The following is a 23,750-nucleotide window of genomic DNA, read 5'->3' on the forward strand; positions in this document are numbered from 1 at the left end:
GTTTTTCCGTCTGTCATAGTCGCTTTCCCTGTTCTAAAAGTGCTTTTAACTCATGTTCGTCAGGCTGATAGGTGTTCAACCGGCCAGAGGCATACGTCTCCCCGGCTATCGCGATCTCACCCTCAAAGCTACCGATTTTATCGTCACGCATCAGCAGCGTAACGGTCACATCAAGTAGGGAGCCGGCAGGAAAATTATCCTGCTTGCAGCGATAACCCCGCCCACCCAGCAACATGCCGGGACGCGGCTTCTCTTGCAGCCCGCTGATTTGACGCCCGTGCCAGCCAGACCAGACCCCGATCGTTTGAGCAATAATTTCGATACCAAACCAAGCTGGCAGATGCCCCTGAGCATTCAGAAACGGTGCCAAAATGCTCTCGCGGCTGACTGCCACACGGCAGTGCGCGTGTTCATCATCAACATGGATCACCTTGTCCACCAGCACCATAGGGGCTGAATGGGGCAGATAAGCTGCCGCAGCCAGATACTCACTCATGATTCGTCCCCAGGATCAGACACGTATTGTTGCCGCCAAACGCAAAAGAATTAGACAGAATGACCGAGCGGGTCAGCGGAGCTGGCTCACGGAGCAAGCCGCATGATGGCAGTGAGGCATCGGGGTGACTGCGTGAGAAATCTTGCGCGGGCAAAGGAAGATCCCGCGTCAGCAGCAGCCAGCAGATCGCGGCTTCACTAATCCCCGCCGCTCCCAGCGTATGGCCGGTAAGGTGTTTGGTTGAGCTACAAGGCACGCCATCGCCAAAAACGGCGTGAACCACATTGGCTTCAATCTGGTCATTCAGGCGCGTGGCGGTACCGTGTAAATTGATATAGCCCACATCCTCGGGCTGCAATCCCGCTTGCGACAACGCCATAGTTATCGCGCGAATTGCCCCTTCGCCTTCTGGGTGTGGTGCTGACATATGGTAAGCATCTGATGATTCTCCGACACCCAATACCGCCACGCGATCGGGCTGCGGCCCGATCAGCATAAGCGCCACGCCTTCACCGATGGTGATCCCGTTACGTTCTTCGCTGAACGGCTGGCAGCGCGTTGAAGATAGCGATTCAAGGCTATCGAAGCCATTTAGCGGCATACGGCTCAGCGTATCCGCGCCGCCAACGATAGCTACATCCACCAGCCCGGCATCAATCAATCGTTTACCGCTGATCAGCGCTCTGGCGCTGGAAGAGCAAGCAGTTGATATGGTGTAAGCGGGTCCATTTAACTTCAGATAGGCAGCCAGAAATCGGGAAGGATCGCCAAGTTCCTGCTGCGCATAGTGATAAGTGGAAATATTGTCGCTGACGTAACGATCGGCCTCATCCAACCCTGAGGTGCTGGTGCCCAAAATCACCGCTACCCGGTCGGAGCCAAACTGCGCGATAGCCGCGTCAACCTGAGGCCGAATTTGCTCCAATGCGGCGAGCAATAGCTGGTTATTACGGCTGTTATGCGCCGCTAATTCTACTGGGATAACCGGTAATTCTGCATCCACCTTCCCTGTCCAACAGGGTTTATCGTGCAGCAGCCATCCGGTATCAGGGCGCATGCTCGGCGCATGACCGCTAGCAAGGTTATCGGCAATCTCATCCAGATTATTGCCCAGCGCATTCAGCGCCCCGACAGCGTTAATGTAAATCATGCTAGCTATCCAGATGTTGAATCACGATGTGATAACCAAAGACGAATTGCTGAACGCTCATCGGCACGCGCTGGTTATTCCGCGTCATATAGCGAATTTCCGTAATCAGCGTGCCGCGATCGTCACGCAGCTGTCTCTTATCCTCGCTATCTTTCAGCGTCCAACCCGCTGGTAGCTGCGTCTTCCACACGGCGATCGGCCAGTGGCTCAGCATGATATCCGCCAGAACCTGACTGGCTGGTGGCAACTGCGGCAGGACGATGGACTGTTCAGTATGAACACCCTGCGCATCGTAGGTGACTTTAAACAGACGAATACCGATAGAGGAAAGCCCGACCAGAGAAAGCTGCTTATCATCGGCATTCAGCATTACCAGCAGCGATTGCTGCTTACCGTCAAAGGTGCCCGTCAATAGCTGCTGTTCGTTGACCGACGGGGTAATGGCTGGTGCGGGTAGCGTGACTTTCACACCCGGTTTGAGCCACGCCTGTGGGCGGTTATCATCATGCTGTTTGCTGGCACAGCTGCTTAGCAGCAGCACACCAATAAGCAGAAGCCCACGTCGCAATAATGTCATTTTCGTTTCCCTTTTGAATCAGGCAACGCCAGAGGCGCCAGCAAGAAGGCGATAAAAATACCGCTACAAAGCACAATCCCGAAGCTGCTGATGGCCTGAGTGCTGCTGAAAACCAACATACCCAGCGTCAGCAGGGCAACGCACATCGCCAGCGTCACCGCCAGCAGCGAGGTCATCGGTGTACCGCGTGGGTTGCTGAAAAACAGCGTGTAATTGATGCCGATGCCCAGCACCAGAACCAGCGCCAACAATGAGAACAGGTTCAGCGAATGACCGCTCAACGCCAGCACCGCCAGTCCGCCGCCCAGCGACAGCACCGACGGCACCACATTGACTAATCCACGGCGCAGTCCAAGACGAATCATGTAGCTCAGCGCAATCACCGCCAGCGCTGCCATCAACAACCATCCCAGCATGACGCGGTAGAAACCGAACAGGGCATCGAATGTCCCTTTTCTGTCGATCCATTCCACGCCCGGCAATGTTTTGGCCATCTGTCCTAGCGCAGAGCTATCGCTCACGCCACTTACCGGAACCAGAACACCGCTTTTCCCATTAGGTAACGTCAACCACAGCAGTCGCCACCCTTCACTGATCGGGCTATCGAGCCAGCGCTCCGGTGTGACCGGCATCGGTCGCACATCCGGCATCGCCACATCAACGCCCGTGCCTTTAAGACGCTCGATAACCGCCGGTGCGGCAGACGCAATAAGCTGACTATCGCGCTGTTGCTGAGCCTGAGAAGAAAGCGGCAGTAACCGGAACTGCTTTAGCCACGTTTGTTGCTGCGCGTCACGCAGTTTAGGCGCGAGCTGTTCCAGACGCAGCAATGTCTCCTCTGCGCTGTCGCCGTAGACGACAAACCAGGTTTGATCGGCGCTCTGTCCCGTTAACGCTGTCAACTGCCGCTCTTGCTGCATCAGATCCTGCGGCAACGCCTGTAGCTGGGAGATATCATCATTGACCTCCAGCCGCAGCAGCCCCACGACAGAAAGCACCAGCAGCGCAAGCGGGATCCCGAAACGTACGCCACGCTGACGCCGCCACGCGGCCAGCCAGCGCCCCATCAGCACCATCGCGGGAACAGGTCTAACTGGCAGTCCCTTAACCAGAAAAGGATACCAGCACACCACAGTCAGACAGGAGGCGGTCAGCCCGGTTGCGGCGAACACCGCCAACTGCTGTAAGCCGGGGAACGGTGCCAGCGCCATAATCAAGTAAGCCACCACCGCCGTTCCCAGCGCGAGCAGAAGCGCGGGCAGCACTTTTTTCAGGCTTTCCATCGCGGAAACATGGCCGCCGTGGACCATCCGTTCGGTCAAATAATAGAGCGTATAATCCGCTGAAATCCCGACGATGCTGATACTCATGACCAGCGTCATCAAATGCAGTTCACCGAACAGCAGCAGCGTAAAGACCGTGCCTGCCAGCGCACCGATGCCGACCGATAATCCACATAACAGCAGCGGGCGCGGTGAACGAAACACAAAGAAGATCAGCAACAGAACGCCCGCCACGGTGGCGACACCAAGGGTAGAGACATCCTGTCTGGCTTGTTGGCTGGCATAGTTGCTGAACAGTACTGTCCCGCGAGTGAGCACGTCGGCATCAGGGAATGTGGCCTTGAGATCGCGTTCAAGGACATCTAATTGATCAACCAGTTGCTGGTTACGCGCCATGTCAAACGAGCCAGCGCTAAGCTCACCGTGCAGAAAGTACCAGATGCGGCCTTCTGCATCTTTTGTCGTTAACCAACCTTGCGACAACCCCAACTGACTGGCATTTTGCTGCAACGCCAGTTGGGAACCGCGCACCAGCATCAAAGGGTCGTGATTTAACTCTTTACCGCTCACGCCAGCAAACGCGGAATAAAGCTGTGCCAGCACCCAATCGGCCTGCGCCGCACCACCATTCTCCAGCCGCGCGCGCGTGACGGGATCGACCAGACCATTGCGATGTTCAAAAACGAATTTCCCCCATCGCTGCTGCTGTTCAGCATCAATAGGGCCATTAACCTGCTGTAGATCGGGAAGCGCACGCAGGTGTTTCAACCACCAGTCCGCTACCGCGGGTTCCGCCTGCTTGCCCGGCGTCACTAGCCACACCATCTGCCGATCGAGACGCTGCATAAAGCCTTGCTGTAGCTCCGGGGGAAGTGCGCCCATCGACTGCTTAGGCAACAGAGCCAATACACTACTGTTGATCTGCGCCTTCGGTAGCAGCAGCGCCAGCGCCGCGATCAGCGCAACACAGCAGCCAATCCAAACCCGCGCCGCGCGACGAATGCCGTCAGAAAACGAAACGCTGTTGCTCATCATCGCTCAACATCCGGGGTTCAATCCGCTGATTGCTCAGCGTAATTCGGGTCATGTCGCCTTGGCGATCATCCAGCGCAATGCCGTCAAGAAACTCACCGCCGTTCAGCGTAATGGTGTTGAACAGTTTATCTAACGGCGACGTTTTGGGCGTCAGCACCAGTCTCCACTGTTGCTGACCGAGATCGGTAAAATCGATGGAAAAATTCTGCTCTAATACGTGACGATCGGCCTGAAACAAGGCACGTAACAGGTGGTTAAACTGAAACATCTGTGGATTGCTTTCCGCCGTAACGATCTGCGGCGCTTGCCCGTTCATTACCTGAACCATCCGCGTTTCGTCCAACACCATCGTCAGCGGAAACGGCGTGGCCTGATGCCACCACAGCCCTTTATCCTGCGCGATTAACAGCTGCCCACCGGATTTCAGCGGCTTTGCCATCCCCTTTATTTCACGCAGTTGGGTGAAATCAGCCCGCACAACAGGCTGGCTACTGAACCGTTGTTGTAAATCATCCAGCGTAACGGCCTGCGCCATACCGCTCAACAGCACAAAAACCGCGACAATCAGTCGTATCATGGCGTCACTCCAAGGCGCTCAAACAAAATGGGGGGAGAAACAAAACTCAGCTCGCGGCATCCTTCCTGTACCGCGACCTGAATCGTATAGCCGGTCGTGGCACGTTGGCCGCTTTCAACATCGAAAATCTGGTAGGCGATACGCAAACGATTCTCGACTTCCTCGATAGTGGCGCGAATGCGAATGCGCTGCTCGTAAGTCAGCGCCGCACGGTATTTCACCCGCGTATCGACCACCGGCCATACATAGCCAGAGGCCTGCATTTCGCGATAGCCGTAGTTAAATTTGCTAAGCAGCGCCTCGCGCGCGACTTCAAAAAAACGAAAGTAGTTACCGTGCCACACCACGCCCATCGGATCGCAGTCATGGAAAGATACCGTCAGTTCAACTTCATGGCTTAAGCGGGAATCGTTTAGCACCCTTACTCCTTTTTCCCAGCGGCTCGGCCGTCATCATCAGGCAAGCTCCAGAAATCAAAAAAATTAAACCAGTCGAGCGGGGATTTCAGCGCATAGTGCGCCAGCCGTTCGGCATAGCGATCGACGACCTGCTGTAAGGCCTGCTGTCGGGTTGGACGCGGTAACGCAATGCTATCGGCAAACGGCTCGCAGTAGACGCGCAGCTTTTTCTGCTCGCGAATGACAAACATCAGCAATACGGGGCAACGCAGTGCCGCAGCCAGAACAAAAGGCCCTTGAGGAAAAGGCGCGTCTTTTCCCAAAAACGGGCTCCACACCACGCGTCGCACACCGCCGCGCTGACGATTGACCGCCGTGCGATCGCCGACAATCGCCACCCATTCACCGGCATCCAGCTTTTCTTGTAGCATGATTGCGGTATCCGGCCCGATGTCGCTGACAGGGATAAGGTTCACACCGGCCTGCGGGGCAATCTCTTCCAGCACCTGCTTGAAACGCTGGGAGTTTTCAGTAAACACCAGCGCGTTAATCACCAGCCCGCTCACCTGCTGCGCCAGCGCCCGGCACACCTCGATATCGCCAAGGTGTGAGGCCAGAATCAGTTGCCCTTTTTGTCTGCTGTGCTCAATGGTTTCCCGCGCGCCGGGGGCAAAATCAATATCGCGGCCCCAGTGTAGATCGCCGCGCCAGCTGGCGATTTTATCCAGCATTGACTGACCAAAACGGAGGAAATGGTGATAGCTGTTGAGCGGTTTAGGCAGCGGGATCTCGTGCTGACGCGCATACCCTCCGATTCGCCGCAGCCATGACTGAGACGCCTGACGCGCGGTACGGCCCGTCAGCCAGTAAAACGCAATAACAGGCCAGAGAAACAGCGTAAACACCCCGCGTCCTAACCGTTGATATACCGCCAGCATGAACCGCATACCGAGCAGGCCTTTGCGCTCCGACACGCCAGCCCAGTGTTGCTGACGCTGCCGCATTAGCAGCACGGGAATGCGCGGAAGCATGCCGAAAAACAGACGGGTATGCATCCAGGAAATCCGCAGGTTATCGTGCAGCGCATCGAAATGAGACAGGCCGTTTTCTGGATACGTCACCGCCGTTTCAATAAAGCGGCTAGGCGTTCCCGCCCAATACAGACGCACCATAATTTCCGTATCGAAATCCATACGGTGACCGAGAGACTTTCGGGAGAGAAGAGATACCGTGGCCGCAACTGGGTAGACACGGAAACCGCACATACTGTCCTTGATGGAGAGGGATAGCGTTTCAATCCAAACCCAGACGTGGGTGACATAGCGCCCGTAAAGGCGTGATTTCGGCACAGAGGCATCGTAACGCGGTCGCCCGGAAATCAGGCAATGCGGGTGCGTTTTCGCCTCATCCAGCAGAAGCGGCGCATCTTCAATCTGATGCTGCCCGTCGGCATCAACCTGTAAGGCATGACTAAATCCGGCCTGCGCCGCAGCGTCAATACCACGAATCACTGCCGCACCTTTCCCGCTGTTATGCGCCAAACGAATCAACGTCACGCCGTCATTTTCTGCTGCCAGTTGGGTGAGAACGTGTTGCGTTGCCGCATCGCTTCCATCATCAACAATGAAAACGGGCAGCGCTAGCGGTGCCAGGCGCGCCAGCACCGACGCCATCATGGCGCCGTGGTTATAACAAGGGATCACCACGCAGGGCGAGAATGCGCCATTTACTGACATGGGCGATCTTCCATCATCGGTGTGAGCTTTATTTTCCCGCTGCTGGCCGTGCGCTCAGTCTCGCCCTCCAGAATGGTGTAGCTAAAGGTCAGTTGCTGTTTTCCGGTGTGCCATGTCAGCACCAGACGCAGCGTTTTACCGGGCAAAATCGGCTGCTGGAATTTAATGTTCTCAATGGACAAGAACGTCCACCCTTGTGCCAGCACCGTCGTTGCGTAATGCATGACCCAATCCAACTGTGCCACACCGGGCAGTAGCGGCTGCCCCGTAAAGTGCCCCTTGAACCAGAACAGTTCAGGGTCAGCCTGTAGCATCAATTCAACCTGAGACGTTTCATCCGTCTTTTTTACATCGTGCCGGACAAGCTCAACGGGCAACATGAAACAATTCCTGTATCTGCGGCCAGGCACGTTTACTCTGGCTATTGTGGGGGATAACGTCGACAACGCGCCAGAAACGCGGCATCGCTAACGGCTCCAGCCATTTTTGCAATTCATGCCGCCATTGGCGTTTCAAATTCGGTAAGTCATCGGCCTTATCGGGGGTATTCAACACCAGCACCACGCCAATGCCGCTACGCTCCGAGCGCGTCACCTGAAGCGCAACCGCATCAGCAATATCGGGCAAATCGAGTAAGCGCCGTTCTATCTCGCTTAGCGAGATGCGCTTATCTTCGATCTTCACTACGCGGTCGTGTCGGCCGCACAGCTGAAAATGGCCCGCGTCATCGAACGCCAATCGATCATCCAGCTTGTGCCCCAGAGCGTGTGGGATCAGCGCCGACTGCGCCCACCAGTTATCTTGTTCATCACGCCTCAGCGACACGCCGGGGAAGAGCTGCCACGGCACGGTATCCGTCTCACGCGAGCGCCATGCTAAAACGCCCGTTTCGGTACTGCCGTATATCTCATTGATGGGCTGCATAAACCACTCGGCTGCCGCTTCGGCATGTAGCCAGGGCAAGGTTCCCCCAGCAGAGACAATCAACGAACACTCGGGGGCAGAAAGCGCGCGGTCAATGCGGCGTAAGAATGCCGGGCTGCTGATAAACACGTAACGCCGCTGGCGATGCTGGGAAGTAAGCTGTTCGGTATAAAGCAGTTGGCGGCTATCAAAGCGCAGCCCCAGCGCCATAGGCAGCCAGATGCGAAACGTCAGCCCATATAAATGCTGGTGGGTGACGGAAGCGATCACATCACAGCCTTGCAAATGCGCGCCCCAGCGATCCGCCAACCAACGCGACTCTTCATCCAGGCAGCGTACCGGTTTAACAATCTGACGCGGCTTCCCGGTGGAGCCTGACGTGAACAACACCACACAGGCATCATCCGGTATGGGGGGCAACACGGCATCAGCGACGCTCTCCGTCTCCGCTGTCAGGGCAAACACAGGGCAATCCAGATGCAGGGACACATCCGTCAACACTCCGTCAAACTCATCCGCCTGTTCTTCTAATACAGATTGGCGGCAGTGGCCGGGAATGACTGGCGTTTTTCCCGCATGCAGAGTAGCCAGAAGCCCGATAGTGAAGCGGTAGCTGTCTTCAAAACACAGCGCCCAACGCGTTTCATGCCGCAGGCTTAGCTGCTGGCAGAGCGCAACTACCTGCGCTTTCAACGACCCCAGCGTGAACGTACTGGCACCATTACTGGCAACAATGCGCTGAGGGGAATAATTCCCCGTCAGCCAGTCATTGATGGTGCGGACAGTGAACCCGTTCATACGCGCTTCCTCAGACGCTGGCGTATCAACCACTCTCCCCCCATCAACAACCCCATAAGCACATAGCTGATCACGCCATTCCATAACGTCCACCAATGAAGATTGCCGACAAGGCAGGTCAGCACGGCGATACTGCCGTTAAAAATAAAAAACCAACACCAGACTTTCGTCACGCGACGCGTATAGGAAATAGCCTGAGCAGGAAGCTCTGGTTCCTGAAGGCGGGCAAGGCGCTCTACAAGCGGCATACCGCTATAAAGTGAGCCACCAAAAAGCATCAACATGACGCTGTTTACCGCCACGGGATACCACAACAGCCAACCGCCATCACGCAGTAATAAACTGGCAACGGAAAGCACAACCCCGGCCGCAGCCAGCCACAGAGCCGTTCCTTTGAATACATTGTTTTCAAATAAATTTTTTTCATCACGCAACGTAGCGAAACGCAGAACACACATCAGCGCCAGTACCGCGAGTAACCAGCGATGCTCAGGGTGCGTGATGCTAAACCAGGCCAGAAAAGGCCAGGCGAGCGTCATTAAAATATTCAGACTACGTATCAGCACACGCATCACTTGGCGGGCTCATTAACCTTCACGGAGCAGGTTTTCTACCGCATCGACCACATCCTGTACCGTGCGCACAGATTTAAAAATTTCCGGCGATATTTTGCGCCCGATGCGTTTTTGCAGGTGAACCACCATATCCACCGCATCGATGCTATCTAACTCAAGATCTTCATAGAGGCGGGATTCAGGTTTGATATCATCAGCATCCAGTTCAAACAGCTTGACCAGTAAGCCTGTAATTTCCTGATAAATTTCGTTTTTATCCATCATCAACTCATTTTATTTTACTATCAGGCACTCACGGCGCGCTGAGTGTTGATAAAAGCTGCAAGGGTTGCAACGGAAAAGAAGTGTTGGCGTACCTCTTCACTTTCCGCAGAAAGCACGACGCCATAACGGTTTTTTACCGCTAATCCCAGCTCAAGTGCATCGATAGAATCCAGACCAAGGCCTTCGCCAAAAAGCGGAGCGTCCGTTTCTATTTCATCAACACTGATATCTTCAAGATTAAGAGAGTCGATAATCATCTCTTTAATTTCAACAAACATACTTTCCATATGTATTTCCAAATGGTGATCAGCTTTCTGGTGTTAAAGATTGCTGCAAAAGGCGATTCAAACGGCGAGCCGCCAAGGATCGCGCCTCTTCAGGCGCCATAAAAGTGTCGTTATTGATGCGTTCACGTACGCTCACCGTGAAACACGGTTTTTCAGGCGGAATGTGATACCAGCGACTTTGTTTTCCCAATGTTTTTTGGCTACAGCGAATATGCACGACCCTCAAATCACAGCCGCAACGCACCGCAATATTTGCGGCACCGCGTTGCAGAACAAGGGGTTCGCCATAACGCGTACGTGTGCCTTCAGGAAAAATAATGATCGCATCGCCGTTATCAAGCCGTCGCTGACAGTCCGGCAATAGCGCATCAGACTGGCTGTTAAGCAGGTAATCCGCCGCACGAATGACGCCGCGGAAAAACGGGTTTTTCTGTAAATCAGCCTTAACCAGACAGTCAGCATCGGGCATGACGGAGGCCAGCAAAACATAGTCAATTAACGTCGGATGATTGGCGACAACCAAACAGCCGCTATCGCGCTGTAAGGTTTCTATGCCGTCAATGCGGTAATCCAGTACCCCTAATTTGCGGGCACTGCATAAAAAAAATCGGAAGCTGGCGGAAATGCTGCGGCGAGCCAACTGGCGGCGGCGAACGGTATTACGCTGAATCAGCAATACATTGAACCACACCAGAGAAAGCAGTAAGCCGCCAACGCCAAACATGGCAAAACACATGCCGGTCATCATTAATCGCCACAAACGATTCAGACGAGTCGAAGGGCGAAGCACCAGCGATGGCTCAGACATCTTTTCTCCCCCACGCCCAGCCAACGCGTTCGCCCGGTAAGGAAAAACGCGGTCTTCTGGCAAGAAAAGCCTGTAAGAACAACAGACTTTGTGGTGAACCTTCGCAGTGAGATTCCACCTGAGGTTGCGATTCACACACCATGTCATCACCATCCCCTAGCAATAGAGCGACGGCATAGGGATAACGGGGCATGTCTGCCGGAACATGTGGGTGGTAGAAGTCAGGGATCACGCCATCGAAATCAACCAATAGAATATTGCGGTATCCCGCGGTCTGTAATGCCTTCACTTCGATAAGGCCTTGCTGGAAAGAGTCCATTCCTGCGGCAATCGACGTAGAAACCAATGGGGCTTTTGCCGTAATCGTCAGGCTTCCGACTGCCGCATTGTGTACTGACATAGCAAAATCAGTAGGAGAAATATTCTCATTTTCTGACAGCGCTTTCAGGATACTCAGATTGCGTTCCAGCTCGCCGTGGCGTGAGGTGAAGACAATGGCATCCACCGACTGGCGACTCAGCAACGCTAACCCGCTATCGACCGCCAAACGGCTCCCTTGATTGAGGCGACGAGCCATCATCATGGGTAAATGTCGACATTTATCCAAAGGTTGCTCGGCATTGATAGCAACGGACGCCCGCGACCAATTCAGCCAATCGTCCGCGCTGCTGAGGCCCGGCGCGCTGGCCTGCCAATCAATGATTGAAAATGCTAATCTCATACTGCCTTCTTCCAGTCCGACCTATTTCGGCTATATCGCTGCTATTTCCCGTTTACGTCCGCTATTTATTATCGCTTTTTACAGATCAGCAGCGTGTGACCAACGCCAATGTTATCGATTTGATTTTCAACGATAAATCCGGCCTGCTCTAATAAAGGTAAAAATCGTCTTGCCGCATAGAAACGGCTGGTACCATTAGCGAGACAGGTAAAGTAGAGCGAAGAGGCATTAAGACTAAAAGCACCAGCTTCCCACCTCTGACGATCCCAGAAAATTTCTAAAATACAGACTCTTGCATCCGTTTTCATCACGCCGGCGATTTTACGCAAGATAGCCACGATTTGTTCTTCGCTGAAACAGTCGAGGAACTGACTCATCCACCATATATCCGCTTCACTCGGCAACGGACAATCGGAGAGCATATCGACAGCACATCCCTGAATACGGTCAGATTTCCCAGCTTCGATGATATTTTCTGTCGACAGCGCAATTTGCTCCGGCAAATCCAAAATCGTCATGTTAACATCACGATCGTAGTCGTAGCAGCGCATGGCCCATTTACCGGTATTCCCGCCAACATCGTAGAGATGTTTTGGCTTTAGCTGAAATACATGCGGCAAGGCAGCATCAAACGCGGCATCGGAATAGAAATGATCGAATGCAAACCAACTCGACTTTGCCTGCGGCGGCAGTTGGCTTAACGCTGGATAGATTGTTGGCCATTCACCAAAAACTTTTAATCCAGAAGGTTCATTTTTTGCCAACGCCTCATCAAGGTAAAACATCCCCTGATAACAAACATCCTGAGTAAAATCCATGTTGACGCGCGTCATGCGGTCATGAAGCAGATAATGACCAATTTTAGCCAGCGCGTAATTTTCCTCTTTCTGGATAATAATGCGGCCACTCAGCCCGACATCCAGCAGCAGTTCAACGGCATAACGATTTAATGAGGTAATGGCAACAATCTCATCGAGATTTGCTCCCTGATGACCGCGCTTATCCAGAAAATCTAAAATACCGTGGTTACGCAGATTGATAGCGGCCTGAAACAGCATGGGAGCAAACGCAATTCGTTGCGCTTCTGTAATAGCATCCAACGCGCTGACATTATCTTTGTCATATCCGTAATACACTGACTTTTCCCTTGAGGTCGGACAAAAACGATCAGAAAAGAACAACAAAAAATAGAGTCGGATAGCAAAAAGATATCCGACTATTAAAATTATTTAATCTGTTGACTGGCAAGTGTTAATTGAATTTCATGATCCAGCGTTTTTATCCAATTATTATAATTTCGGTGAATCTTCCCACCGCCTGCCAACAAATTCTCACTTCCAACATAGCTGATAGAATAACTGGTTTGTGAATAGGTAATGCGAACATTTGCCACATGGCTGCGCTGAACTAGACGACCATCAATCGCCCCCACATAAGCCTGAGTCATCGCCCACTTACGTTTTTGTCCTGCTTCAATAATGGCATTTTTTACTTGTTCTGTTGTGTGCTGCCCAGTGATGGACTGTGTCACATTCGCTACCGGAACCGTACGCTCAGCACAACCAGCCAATATAAGAACAGAGACTAAAGCGGCGAAAATAATCTGTTTTTTCATAAAATCCCTATCAAACAAAAACATCACTGCCAAAAAAGAATTCGTTTCTGATGCAAGATGTAAAACTAATGCATCATTAAAACTATTTTACACAAAATAGAGATAACCTGACAAAAGAAACATGGTTCCCTGCCTCAGGTTTTATCAAACAGATATCGGTAGTGTGAAGCAGAGCAATAAGCACAACTAAAGAATGGATATAAAAAATCCGCCTTATGTTTATCGACATAAGGCGGACGATCGTGGCTAACAAAATACCGGAAAGTTATTCTACCGTAACGGATTTCGCCAGGTTACGTGGCTGATCGACATCGGTGCCTTTAATCAGCGCGACGTGATAAGACAGCAACTGCAACGGCACCGTATAGAAGATTGGCGCAATCACTTCTTCGATATGCGGCAGTGGAATAATCTTCATATTTTCGCTGCTGGTGAAACCGGCATCTTCGTCAGCGAAGACATACAGCTCACCGCCGCGCGCCCGAACTTCTTCGATGTTGGATTTCAATTTTTCCAACAGCTCGTTGTTCGGTGCCACGACAACAACCGGCATATCCGCATCAATCAGCGCCAGAGGGCCGTGTTTCAGCTCGCCTGCCGCATAGGCTTCCGCGTGGATGTAAGAAATCTCTTTCAGCTTCAGCGCCCCTTCCATTGCGATCGGATACTGATCGCCACGGCCGAGGAACAGCGCATGGTGCTTGTCAGAGAAACCTTCCGCCAAAGATTCGATGAGCTTGTCCTGAGATAGCATTTGCTCAATACGCGCTGGCAGCGCCTGCAAACCGTGAACGATCTCATGCTCAATTTTCGCATCCATACCGCGCAGGCGGCCAACACGCGCCACCAGCATCAGCAGAACGGTAAGCTGGGTAGTGAAGGCTTTGGTCGAGGCCACGCCAATCTCTACGCCCGCTTTGGTCATCAGCGCCAGATCGGATTCACGCACCAGCGAGGAACCCGCAACGTTACAAATGGCTAACGAACCCAGATAGCCCAGCTCTTTGGACAAACGCAGTGCCGCCAGCGTATCTGCCGTTTCACCAGACTGAGATAGGGTAATCATCAGGCTGTTCTTACGCACAGCAGGTTTGCGATAGCGGAATTCGGAAGCAATTTCCACGTCGCACGGAATCCCCGCCAGCGCTTCAAACCAGTAACGGGAAACCATACCGGAGTTGTAGGACGTACCGCAGGCGATAATCTGAACGTGTTCAACCTTCGCCAGCAGCTCATCCGCTTTCGGGCCTAACTCAGAAAGATTGATCTCGCCGTGGCTGAAACGCCCTTCAAGGGTGTTCTTGATCGCCATCGGCTGTTCGTAGATCTCTTTCTGCATGTAGTGACGATACGCGCCTTTGTCACCGGCATCGTAATTCACTTTTGATTCAATTTCTTCGCGTACAGCAAGTTGGCCGGATTTATCAAACACGCGTACATCACGACGGGTGATTTCCGCAATGTCACCTTCTTCCAGGAACATGAAACGGCGAGTCACAGGCAGTAATGCCAACTGATCGGAGGCAATGAAGTTTTCACCCACACCACGGCCAATCACCAGCGGGCTACCAGAACGCGCGGCAACCAGTACGCTCGGATCGCGGTTATCCAACACCACCATGCCATACGCACCGCGCAGCTGTGGGATCACACGCTTAACCACGTCAACCAGCGTTCCGCCGGTCTGCTGCTGTTCAAAATGAACCAGATGAGCAACCACTTCGGTATCGGTTTCAGAAACAAAACGATAGCCGCGACCAATCAGCAGTTCGCGCAGCGGTTCATGGTTTTCGATAATGCCGTTATGGACGATAGTGATATGTTCAGAAACATGCGGGTGTGCGTTCTCTTCAGAAGGTTCACCGTGCGTTGCCCAGCGAGTATGGGCAATACCCGTACCGCCGTGCAGTTCATGCTCTTCGGCTGCCTGAGACAGCACCTGCACTTTCCCCAAACGGCGCAAACGAGCGACATGTCCTTCGCTGTCAACAACCGCCAGGCCCGCAGAGTCATAGCCGCGGTACTCAAGACGGCGTAAACCTTCCAACAAAATTTCAGCAACATCACGTTGCGCAACAGCGCCTACAATTCCACACATCGATGGTATTCCTATAAAAGTGACATATTGTGTCACCAGGGATGTCTTAGACCTGATTGTTCCGGTTTTTCCGGGTTCCCCGAGCCTTGTAGAGAGTTGGGGATTATTATGTTTTGTTCTGTGCTCGGGGACCGACCCACACAGGGGATAGGCCAAAGCACAGGGCAAAACCGCCTCCGCCGCGTGCGGAGGCATTAAATATTATTTCTTTTTCACCGGACGTTGCCAGCCGGAAATATGCCGTTGCTTCACGCGACCGACCACCAGCTCATTCTCTGCCACATCATGCGTAACCGTCGTTCCTGCACCGATCGTCGCACCGCTGGCTATGCTAACGGGCGCTACCAGCTGACTATCCGAACCAACAAATACATCGTCACCAATAACCGTTTTATGTTTATTCGCGCCGTCATAATTACAGGTGATCGTTCCTGCGCCAATATTAACACCGGAACCGATATCCGCATCACCCAAATAGCTAAGGTGACCCGCTTTTGATCCTTTACCCAGCCGCGCTTTTTTCAGTTCGACAAAGTTGCCAACATGCGCACCCTCAGCTAATTCCGAGCCAGGACGCAAGCGAGCAAACGGGCCAACGGTACACTGTGCTTCTAACACCGCGTCTTCCAACACGGAATAAGGGCTGATCTCTGTGTCATCGCCAAGGATGCAATTTTTAATTACGCAGCCAGCACCGATTTTCACCCGGTTGCCCAGCTTAACATTGCCTTCCACGATCACATTGATATCAATCACCACATCGCGACCATGAGTCAGTTCGCCACGCAGATCAAATCGTGCCGGATCGAGCAGCATGACACCCGCCAGCAGCAGTTTATCCGCCTGTTCACGCTGATAAACCCGCTCCAGCGCCGACAGTTGCAGACGATTATTAACGCCTTCAACTTCGCTCAGCCGCTCTGGATGGACCGCTTCAACACGCTGACCTTCTTCCGCTGCCATCGCAATAATATCGGTGATGTAAAACTCACCCTGTGCGTTGTTGTTATTCAACTGGCTTAACCAACGCTTCAGATCCTTGCCGTTCGCAATCAGAATGCCGGTATTGATCTCGTTAATTTGGCGCTGTTCTTCGCTGGCATCTTTGTGCTCGACGATCCCAACCACGGCGCCCTTTTCACGCACAATTCGCCCATAGCCCGTCGGATCGTCCAGCTTCACCGTCAACAGGCCGATACCGCCCTGCGGCTTAGCCTCACGTAAACGTCCCAGCGTTTGCGATGAAATCAGCGGCACATCGCCATACAACATCAAGATATCTTCATCATCAGCAAAATGAGGCGCGGCTTGCTGCATCGCATGCCCGGTTCCCAGCTGTTCCGCCTGCAATACCCAGTTCAACGCCGGATCGGCCAATTCACGTTTTAGCAAATCACCGCCGTGGCCGTATACCAGATGAACGTGCTGTGCGCCTGTCGTCATTGCAGCATCAATAACGTGCTGAACCATTGGCTTACCCGCCAATTGATGCAACACCTTGGGAAGGTCGGAATACATACGGGTTCCTTTACCCGCGGCAAGGATCACCACACTCATCGCACTATTTGACATAAGTATCCTGACAGTACGGAACCACAGCTCCGCAAAAATAAAATGGCTAGCCTGTTACGGCATGAATAACCAGAGTTTACCGAAACTCATGCATAACGCGGATACTTTTTGGTGAGTTTTTTCTGAAAATCTCGCTCAAAACGACGAATGTTCGTGAGGAGAAGAAACGGACACTATGCTATCCACATCAACAGAAATGACACAGGGTTTCATAAAAAACAGACTTTGTTTTTAAGTATTTCCATTTGTGACACACACAAAAGAAACAGCGTTTCATTTATAGCAATATACGCGGGCAAATAATTCAATAACGAAGGAGATACAATGAAACGTTGTTCTTCACAAAAATGTGATTCATTACGGAAACACCGTTCTTCACGCCTCGCAGCCGTCGCGTTGACGAATGCATTACTCTTTAGCTTTAGTACACACGCCGCGACAGAATCAACCCCTGTCTGGCACGGCATCGCCTTTGGCCAATCAACAGACGTAAACTTTTCATCGAATGTCCTGCCGGAAAAAATTGGTGTTAACGACGTCACCATTAACGGCAAGAAATTAGCGCCGGGAGATAATGCTGATTTATCCGCACCTATCACGATCGAAAGTCGTGGCGGAAAAATTGCCAACACCCATGACGGGCTGACGTTCTTCTATACACAGCTGCCTGCAAATGTGAACTTCACACTTCAGTCTGATATTACCGTGGAACAGTTTGGGCCAGAAAACGGCGCCAAGCCTGCAGCTCAGGAAGGCGCGGGAATTCTGGTGCGCGATATTATCGGCGTGCCGCGTCAGGAACCGCTGAAAGAAGGGTATGAGGAATTCCCTGCGGCATCCAACATGGTGATGAACGCCATCATGACGCAGGATAAAAAGTCTCATACCGAAATCAAGCTACAGGCGATTTTGCGTAATGGCGTCACGCAACCGTGGGGCAACGCGGGCGCGAAAATTACCAAAACCAGCTATCAGGAAAATGTAAATCTGGAGCAAACGCCGACGTTCCGTCTGAAACTGGAACGCACCAACGACGGCTTCATAACCTCTTATGCGCCGAAAGGCACGGACAACTGGGTATCAAAAGAAGTTAAAGGCGCGGACGTCGTCACCAAGCTGGATAAAGACCACTACTACGTTGGTTTCTTTGCCTCCCGTAACGCCAAAATCACCGTCAGCAATGCACAGTTGACCACGACGCCAGCGCAAACCAAAGCCTCACCGGAGTTTAAAGCCAAGGATTATGATCCTTTGCTTCAGGTGATGTCATCGCCTAAAACCACCAGCGAACACTATGTGGTTCAGGCCAGAGCCAATTACGATGGCACGATCGCGGTGTCACAAAACGGTCAATCTCTGGGTGAAGCGAAGCAGGTAAAAGCGGGAGAAACCTTATCTCTGCCAGCGAAAATTGCCGGTAACGGCGCTGAGTTCAAGATTGCCTACCAGCCTACAGAAGGCGATGATAAAGCAGTAAAAGAGAGCACGTTCAAGGTTGAAAGAGTGGCCTATGCAGACGCTAAAAATCTGTATGTTTCGCCACAAGGTTCAGCCAGCAATGACGGCAGTAAAAATGCACCGATCGATTTAGCCAGCGCCGTCGCTGCTCTGCCAGTTGGTGGCACCATCTGGCTCAACGATGGTGATTACAGCGCGGCTGAAATCCCTGTCAGCGCCAGCGGCCAGCAAAAAACCGTCAAGAACCTGTTTGCCGTCGGCAATAAAGCGGTGATTCATGGCCTGCAGCTAAAAGCAAGCCATTGGCATGTTAAAGGGATTGAAATTACAGAGAAACCATTCCGTATCGAAGGGAGCTATAACACCATCGAACGCGTTCTGGCGCACCACGCTGACGATACGGGTATTCAGGTGACTTCGACGGCAGATGTAGGCAGACCACTGTGGGCCAGCCATAACCTGATTCTGAATTCAGAATCTCACAGCAACCAGGATCCAGGCAAAATTAACGCCGACGGTTTCGCGGTGAAAATGCGTGTGGGTGAAGGCAACGTGATCCGCGGCGCGTTCTCGCACAACAACATTGATGACGGCTTCGACCTGTTTAACAAAATTGAAGACGGCGCCAACGGCGTTGTGGTGATCGAGAATTCAATTGCCATGAACAACACCAGCAACGGCTTCAAAATGGGTGGAGAAGGCCAGCCAGTAGCACATCAGGTTAAACACAGCATTGCTGTGGGCAACAAACTTGATGGCTTCACTGACAACTTCAACCCAGGCGCACTGATCGTTGAAGACAACATCGCGTTAGATAACGAACGCTTTAACTTTATCTTCCGCCCAAGCCCTTACTCTGGCCCGGAAAAACAAGGCGTCTTCAAGAACAACATTTCGCTGAAAACCAAAGCGGGTAAATATGATGATGCGGTTGTCGGCAATATCGATAACACCAACTATTTCATCAAAGAAGACCGTTCAGTTAACGCACAAGGTAAGGAAATCACCGTAAATAACTTCGTATCCGTTACCGTTCCGGAGACGTTTACGCGTGAGGCCAAAGGCAATCTGGTATTTGGCGACTTCCTGAAGAAAAAATAATAGTATAGTCACGCAGGGAAAGGAATCTCTGCTTCAACAGCGTAAAATGATGTCGAGATATTATATCAATAATTCGACATCGTTTTCTTATAATTTAAATATAGTTTCAGTTATAGGGGGGGGTATATAATATACCCATCAAGTTGCATATGTGTTGACTGAGTTCATGCACTTGAGTAAGTTCATCGGGGTTCCCTCTCTTGCCGAATTCATAAAAATCGAATTATTCAATGTATATAAAATTAAGCATAAACAATATTAAAATAAATTCTTTTTTATCCAAAAATAATAAAAATCATTTATTTTTTCAACCTAATAATTAATGAAATTTCATCTGCAACATTACGCCTTAGAGTATCCATATCAATGCCGCCAAATTTCCTCATGAAGACGATATCAGTAAGCTTATGATTGACTATGTTTTTTAAATTATTCTTTTCATTTGATGATTGATTTTTATCATACAAACACTCTATTTTATTTGAAATATATTTATTATTATTTAATATATTCATGATTGAACTTTGAGTGCAAACAGGGTCAAGTTTAATTACACCAAGACCTGAAGATATTTTATTGAAAATACGTCCCCTCTCTTCTTTATTAATGGAAAAATTATATTTATCACATGCAACGTCTATGACCCTGTTAACTTCAGAAGATAGAAGACTGATCGTTTCATCTTTAAACCACTCATTCTTATTAGTATTAAAAAGCGCTTTATCTATTAAAGAAAAAAGGGTTTTGTTTTTAATTATTGAAAAATTATTTTTAAACGAAACCTCAATACAATCATTAGCAACACCACCTATATACTTATCAATTACTCCTTGTTTTTTGAAATACTGAAACCCAACATTTTCTACGCTTCTTGTACATATATTCCTTACAAAGGAAGAACATGGTTTTAAAGAATTAGTTATCATTTTAATACCCTTTAATTATAATTAGATATTATTATATTATCATAAGTTATATCTTCATTATGTAAATAAACGCTTATTCATAATTACATAGCATATACTCGTTATCATTGAAGATACTTGATACAGCAGGCGATAAAGAAGCGAAAAGTGCTCCCAACGAGTGACTCAGTGCAGAAAATTATTCATTCAGAGATAAAATCCGCACCGAAAAGTGAAATATTCTTATCCAGAACTAACAGATGGCGATGAGCCGTTTTATTATCGAGTTCAGTGATCGCCTGAGCGATCACCTTTAATCGCGGAGCAATTACACAGAATTATTTACAGTGTCCTGCCTGCATCGCTCCTTCAGGACGCGCTGTATCTCAGTTTGTAAATCACTTTGCACATCACTTTGTAAATCAGATGTTGGCCATTGCTTAACATCAGTAACATGTTCTTTCAGTTTCTGTAACGCCTCACCTTCGTGTTTATATGCATTGCCAAAATATCTAAGTGTATGGTTGTCTATTATATTTTTTTCTAAAAAACGATTAGTGCCTAAAGCAAGTTCTTCATTATTTTTTAATAAAAAAAAGCAGCTTAGGTGGGTGACAATAGTGCGTGTATTTTTTACTATTAATTCTTTTTCTGTTTGTTCTTCTTTTTCTTTATAGTTAATAACGTAATCGCTTAATTTTACAATGCTTTCTTTTAGAGCATAAATATGCTCAGGATCATTAATTAATTCGTTATGTTTAGCAAAACCATCATCTATTTTATCCGATATTTTTCCACTATTGCTTACTCGTGAGATATTTAATTTTGATGATAGGGAATGATTTTTTGATTGGCAAGCAGAGATCTGTTCTAGATTATTTAATAGCACATTATATTTATCTAATTTATTTTTTGTTTTTTTTTACTTGATTCATCTAAGGTGTAAAATTCATTTTTTACTGGAGTGTAGAGACCACTTTATCCTCTGGTGTAGAGATCATCTTTTACTCGGGTGTAGAAATCAACTGTTTCTCTGATTTTCTTTATTTTATTTAAAACAAGTTCCCTAGCAAAATGTTGGTGTTTATTATTTTTTTGCTAGTTCAACCGCAACATTTGAACTATTGAATAAACGAGATTTCACATAAGCACTAATATTCATTTTTACACCACTCAAAACTAGAAAATTACACTTTATTTAATGTTGTTCATATCAAAAAAAATTTTTTGGGGCGAAATAAAAGGTTCGGTTGCAAATATTATGAAAAATAAACATCTTTCCGTGTATGTCGGTACTTTATCTGTATTAGTAAATTGCAGGATCTGCCCTGTTTCACATGGTCTAAAATGTTAGCGTTGCTGTTACGGCGGGAAGAGAGGTAAAAATTGACATTATGGCCTCTACATCAGGCCTGTTAAATTTAAATCAAAAGACAAAAACCTACTAATAACCACGTCCTGTGGACGTGGTTATTAGTAGGTTTTGAAAAGGCCAGTCAGTGTGAACTGACTGGCCTTCAATTATTACAAGCTTATCTGTTACATCGCTTTTCTGGTCAGCTCGATAACACGCAGCTTCGCAATCGCTTTAGTCAGCTCTGCGGAAGCCTGAGCATAATCCACATCGCCATGCGAATTGCGGATATGATCTTCGGCTTTACGCTTCGCTTCCAGCGCACGTGCTTCATCTAGATCCTGCCCACGGATAGCGGTATCAGACAGTACGGTGACCATATTCGGCTGCACCTCAAGGACGCCGCCAGAAAGATAGATATACTCTTCCTCACCGTGCTGCTTAACGATACGAATCATACCCGGCTTAATGGCAGTAAGCAGAGGGGCATGTCCCGGATAAATACCCAGTTCGCCTTCGCTCCCCGTTACCTGGATCTTCTGCACCAGACCGGAGAACATTTGCTGTTCTGCACTCACGACATCCAGATGGTAAGTCATAGCCATGTCACCCTCCTACAAGGCGTTACAGTTTCTTGGCTTTTTCCACGACTTCTTCAATGGAACCAACCATGTAGAACGCCTGCTCTGGCAGGTGGTCGTATTCGCCTTCCATAATCCCTTTAAAGCCACGGATAGTGTCTTTCAGGGAAACGTATTTGCCCGGAGAACCGGTAAATACTTCCGCTACGAAGAACGGCTGAGACAGGAAGCGCTGAATCTTACGCGCACGGGATACCACCAACTTATCTTCTTCAGACAGCTCGTCCATACCCAGAATCGCGATGATGTCTTTCAGTTCCTGATAACGTTGCAGAATAGACTGCACGCCACGGGCAACATCATAGTGTTCCTGACCAACAACCAGCGGATCCAACTGACGGCTGGTGGAATCCAGCGGGTCAACTGCCGGGTAGATACCCAGAGAAGCGATCTGACGGCTCAGTACCACGGTTGCATCCAAGTGAGCAAAGGTGGTGGCTGGTGATGGGTCAGTCAAGTCATCCGCAGGAACGTAAACGGCCTGAACGGAGGTGATAGAACCGGTTTTGGTTGAGGTGATACGTTCTTGCAGAACGCCCATCTCTTCCGCCAGTGTCGGCTGATAACCTACCGCAGAAGGCATACGACCCAGCAGTGCAGATACTTCCGTACCGGCCAGGGTATAACGGTAGATGTTATCGACGAACAGCAGTACGTCACGGCCTTCATCACGGAATTTTTCCGCCATGGTCAGACCGGTCAATGCTACACGCAGACGGTTACCCGGCGGCTCGTTCATCTGACCATACACCAGTGATACTTTATCGATTACGTTGGAGTCGGTCATTTCGTGGTAGAAGTCGTTACCTTCACGGGTACGCTCACCAACACCTGCAAACACGGAGTAACCGGAGTGCTCGATCGCGATGTTACGGATCAGCTCCATCATGTTTACGGTTTTACCTACGCCCGCACCACCGAACAGACCCACTTTACCGCCCTTGGCAAACGGACACATCAGGTCGATAACCTTGATGCCGGTTTCCAGCAGTTCCTGTGAGTTTGACAGCTCTTCATAGCTAGGAGCTGAACGGTGAATAGCCCAACGCTCTTCTTCGCCGATGTCGCCTTTCATGTCGATTGGATCGCCCAATACGTTCATGATACGACCCAGCGTTGCTTTACCTACCGGCACTTCGATCGGGTGGTTCAGGTTATTCACGTTCAACCCGCGACGCAGGCCGTCAGAAGAACCCATTGCGATACAACGAACAATGCCGCCGCCCAACTGCTGCTGCACTTCCAGCACCAGTTTTTCAGCGCCGTTCTCTACCTCAAGCGCATCGTACACCTTCGGTACGGCATCTTGCGGGAACTCGACGTCCACCACGGCGCCGATTACCTGGATAATCTTTCCAGTAGCCATCTTGAATCCTC

The 23,750-nt window shown here is 50.3% G+C and carries 23 protein-coding genes; 1 reads left to right on the top strand and 22 read right to left on the bottom strand.

Annotation, left to right across the window (positions count from 1 at the left end; all coding sequences use genetic code 11):
* Positions 1-13: 13 nt before the first annotated feature.
* The 18 genes from JFY74_20985 to glmU all read right to left on the bottom strand — a co-directional run bounded on the left by JFY74_20985 (position 14) and on the right by glmU (position 16,914).
* On the bottom strand, positions 14-496 hold the full coding sequence (locus tag JFY74_20985; protein QQG28476.1) for a hotdog family protein: 483 nt from the start codon (positions 494-496) through the stop codon (positions 14-16).
* On the bottom strand, positions 489-1,646 hold the full coding sequence (locus tag JFY74_20990) for a beta-ketoacyl-[acyl-carrier-protein] synthase family protein (GenBank protein ID QQG28477.1): 1,158 nt from the start codon (positions 1,644-1,646) through the stop codon (positions 489-491). Before JFY74_20990 ends, JFY74_20985 begins: the two co-directional genes overlap by 8 nt.
* 1 nt (position 1,647) lies before the next feature.
* Positions 1,648-2,223, bottom strand: coding sequence for a DUF3261 domain-containing protein (locus JFY74_20995; GenBank protein ID QQG28478.1), 576 nt, complete (start codon positions 2,221-2,223; stop codon positions 1,648-1,650).
* A complete protein-coding gene (locus JFY74_21000; protein QQG28479.1) occupies positions 2,220-4,541 on the bottom strand; it encodes an MMPL family transporter in 2,322 nt (773 codons plus the stop codon). Before JFY74_21000 ends, JFY74_20995 begins: the two co-directional genes overlap by 4 nt.
* A complete protein-coding gene (locus tag JFY74_21005) occupies positions 4,513-5,118 on the bottom strand; it encodes an outer membrane lipoprotein carrier protein LolA (protein ID QQG28480.1) in 606 nt (201 codons plus the stop codon). The genes JFY74_21000 and JFY74_21005 overlap by 29 nt, the downstream gene beginning before the upstream one ends.
* Positions 5,115-5,537 carry an acyl-CoA thioesterase gene (locus JFY74_21010; GenBank protein QQG28481.1) on the bottom strand — a complete coding sequence of 141 codons (423 nt, stop codon included), beginning with the start codon at positions 5,535-5,537 and terminating at the stop codon, positions 5,115-5,117. Before JFY74_21010 ends, JFY74_21005 begins: the two co-directional genes overlap by 4 nt.
* A gap of 2 nt (positions 5,538-5,539) precedes the next feature.
* Positions 5,540-7,252, bottom strand: coding sequence for a glycosyltransferase family 2 protein (locus JFY74_21015; protein ID QQG28482.1), 1,713 nt, complete (start codon positions 7,250-7,252; stop codon positions 5,540-5,542).
* Positions 7,243-7,632, bottom strand: a complete 390-nt coding sequence (locus JFY74_21020) for a hydroxymyristoyl-ACP dehydratase (protein ID QQG28483.1) — start codon at positions 7,630-7,632, stop codon at positions 7,243-7,245. The genes JFY74_21015 and JFY74_21020 overlap by 10 nt, the downstream gene beginning before the upstream one ends.
* Positions 7,619-8,974, bottom strand: coding sequence for an acyl-CoA synthetase (locus tag JFY74_21025; protein ID QQG28484.1), 1,356 nt, complete (start codon positions 8,972-8,974; stop codon positions 7,619-7,621). Before JFY74_21025 ends, JFY74_21020 begins: the two co-directional genes overlap by 14 nt.
* Entirely contained in the window at positions 8,971-9,546 is a 576-nt protein-coding gene (locus JFY74_21030; protein ID QQG28485.1) for a hypothetical protein, read from the bottom strand. Before JFY74_21030 ends, JFY74_21025 begins: the two co-directional genes overlap by 4 nt.
* Positions 9,547-9,561: 15 nt before the next feature.
* On the bottom strand, positions 9,562-9,810 hold the full coding sequence (locus tag JFY74_21035) for an acyl carrier protein (protein ID QQG28486.1): 249 nt from the start codon (positions 9,808-9,810) through the stop codon (positions 9,562-9,564).
* Positions 9,811-9,833: 23 nt separating this feature from the next.
* On the bottom strand, positions 9,834-10,100 hold the full coding sequence (locus JFY74_21040) for an acyl carrier protein (GenBank protein QQG28487.1): 267 nt from the start codon (positions 10,098-10,100) through the stop codon (positions 9,834-9,836).
* 19 nt (positions 10,101-10,119) lie between these two features.
* Entirely contained in the window at positions 10,120-10,908 is a 789-nt protein-coding gene (locus JFY74_21045) for a 1-acyl-sn-glycerol-3-phosphate acyltransferase (protein ID QQG28488.1), read from the bottom strand.
* Positions 10,901-11,629 carry a beta-ketoacyl synthase chain length factor gene (locus tag JFY74_21050; protein ID QQG28489.1) on the bottom strand — a complete coding sequence of 243 codons (729 nt, stop codon included), beginning with the start codon at positions 11,627-11,629 and terminating at the stop codon, positions 10,901-10,903. The genes JFY74_21045 and JFY74_21050 overlap by 8 nt, the downstream gene beginning before the upstream one ends.
* 68 nt (positions 11,630-11,697) lie before the next feature.
* Positions 11,698-12,765, bottom strand: a complete 1,068-nt coding sequence (locus JFY74_21055; protein QQG28490.1) for an SAM-dependent methyltransferase — start codon at positions 12,763-12,765, stop codon at positions 11,698-11,700.
* Between the two features lie 89 nt (positions 12,766-12,854).
* A complete protein-coding gene (locus JFY74_21060; GenBank protein QQG28491.1) occupies positions 12,855-13,244 on the bottom strand; it encodes a hypothetical protein in 390 nt (129 codons plus the stop codon).
* Between the two features lie 265 nt (positions 13,245-13,509).
* Positions 13,510-15,342 carry a glutamine--fructose-6-phosphate transaminase (isomerizing) gene (gene glmS, locus JFY74_21065; protein ID QQG28492.1) on the bottom strand — a complete coding sequence of 611 codons (1,833 nt, stop codon included), beginning with the start codon at positions 15,340-15,342 and terminating at the stop codon, positions 13,510-13,512.
* A 201-nt stretch (positions 15,343-15,543) separates the two neighbouring features.
* Positions 15,544-16,914, bottom strand: a complete 1,371-nt coding sequence (glmU, locus tag JFY74_21070) for a bifunctional UDP-N-acetylglucosamine diphosphorylase/glucosamine-1-phosphate N-acetyltransferase GlmU (GenBank protein ID QQG28493.1) — start codon at positions 16,912-16,914, stop codon at positions 15,544-15,546.
* Positions 16,915-17,238: 324 nt separating this feature from the next.
* On the opposite strand from glmU, the gene JFY74_21075 reads away from it, so the two are divergent.
* The gene (locus JFY74_21075; GenBank protein QQG28494.1) at positions 17,239-19,473 is read left to right on the top strand and encodes a right-handed parallel beta-helix repeat-containing protein; all 2,235 of its coding nucleotides are present in this window, start codon (positions 17,239-17,241) and stop codon (positions 19,471-19,473) included.
* Between the two features lie 299 nt (positions 19,474-19,772).
* On the opposite strand, the gene JFY74_21080 is transcribed toward JFY74_21075, so the two are convergent.
* The 4 genes from JFY74_21080 to atpD all read right to left on the bottom strand — a co-directional run bounded on the left by JFY74_21080 (position 19,773) and on the right by atpD (position 23,739).
* Positions 19,773-20,399, bottom strand: a complete 627-nt coding sequence (locus JFY74_21080; protein ID QQG28495.1) for a hypothetical protein — start codon at positions 20,397-20,399, stop codon at positions 19,773-19,775.
* A 307-nt stretch (positions 20,400-20,706) separates the two neighbouring features.
* Positions 20,707-21,267 (bottom strand): hypothetical protein, encoded by a 561-nt coding sequence (locus JFY74_21085; GenBank protein ID QQG28496.1) that lies wholly within the window; start codon positions 21,265-21,267, stop codon positions 20,707-20,709.
* A gap of 650 nt (positions 21,268-21,917) precedes the next feature.
* Positions 21,918-22,337: a F0F1 ATP synthase subunit epsilon gene (gene atpC, locus JFY74_21090; GenBank protein QQG28497.1), complete on the bottom strand. Its 420-nt coding sequence runs from the start codon at positions 22,335-22,337 to the stop codon at positions 21,918-21,920.
* Positions 22,338-22,356: 19 nt separating this feature from the next.
* On the bottom strand, positions 22,357-23,739 hold the full coding sequence (atpD, locus tag JFY74_21095; GenBank protein QQG28498.1) for a F0F1 ATP synthase subunit beta: 1,383 nt from the start codon (positions 23,737-23,739) through the stop codon (positions 22,357-22,359).
* Between the last annotated feature and the right edge of the window lie 11 nt (positions 23,740-23,750).

Source organism: Pectobacterium carotovorum, assembly GCA_016415585.1.
Classification (GTDB): domain Bacteria; phylum Pseudomonadota; class Gammaproteobacteria; order Enterobacterales; family Enterobacteriaceae; genus Pectobacterium; species Pectobacterium carotovorum_K.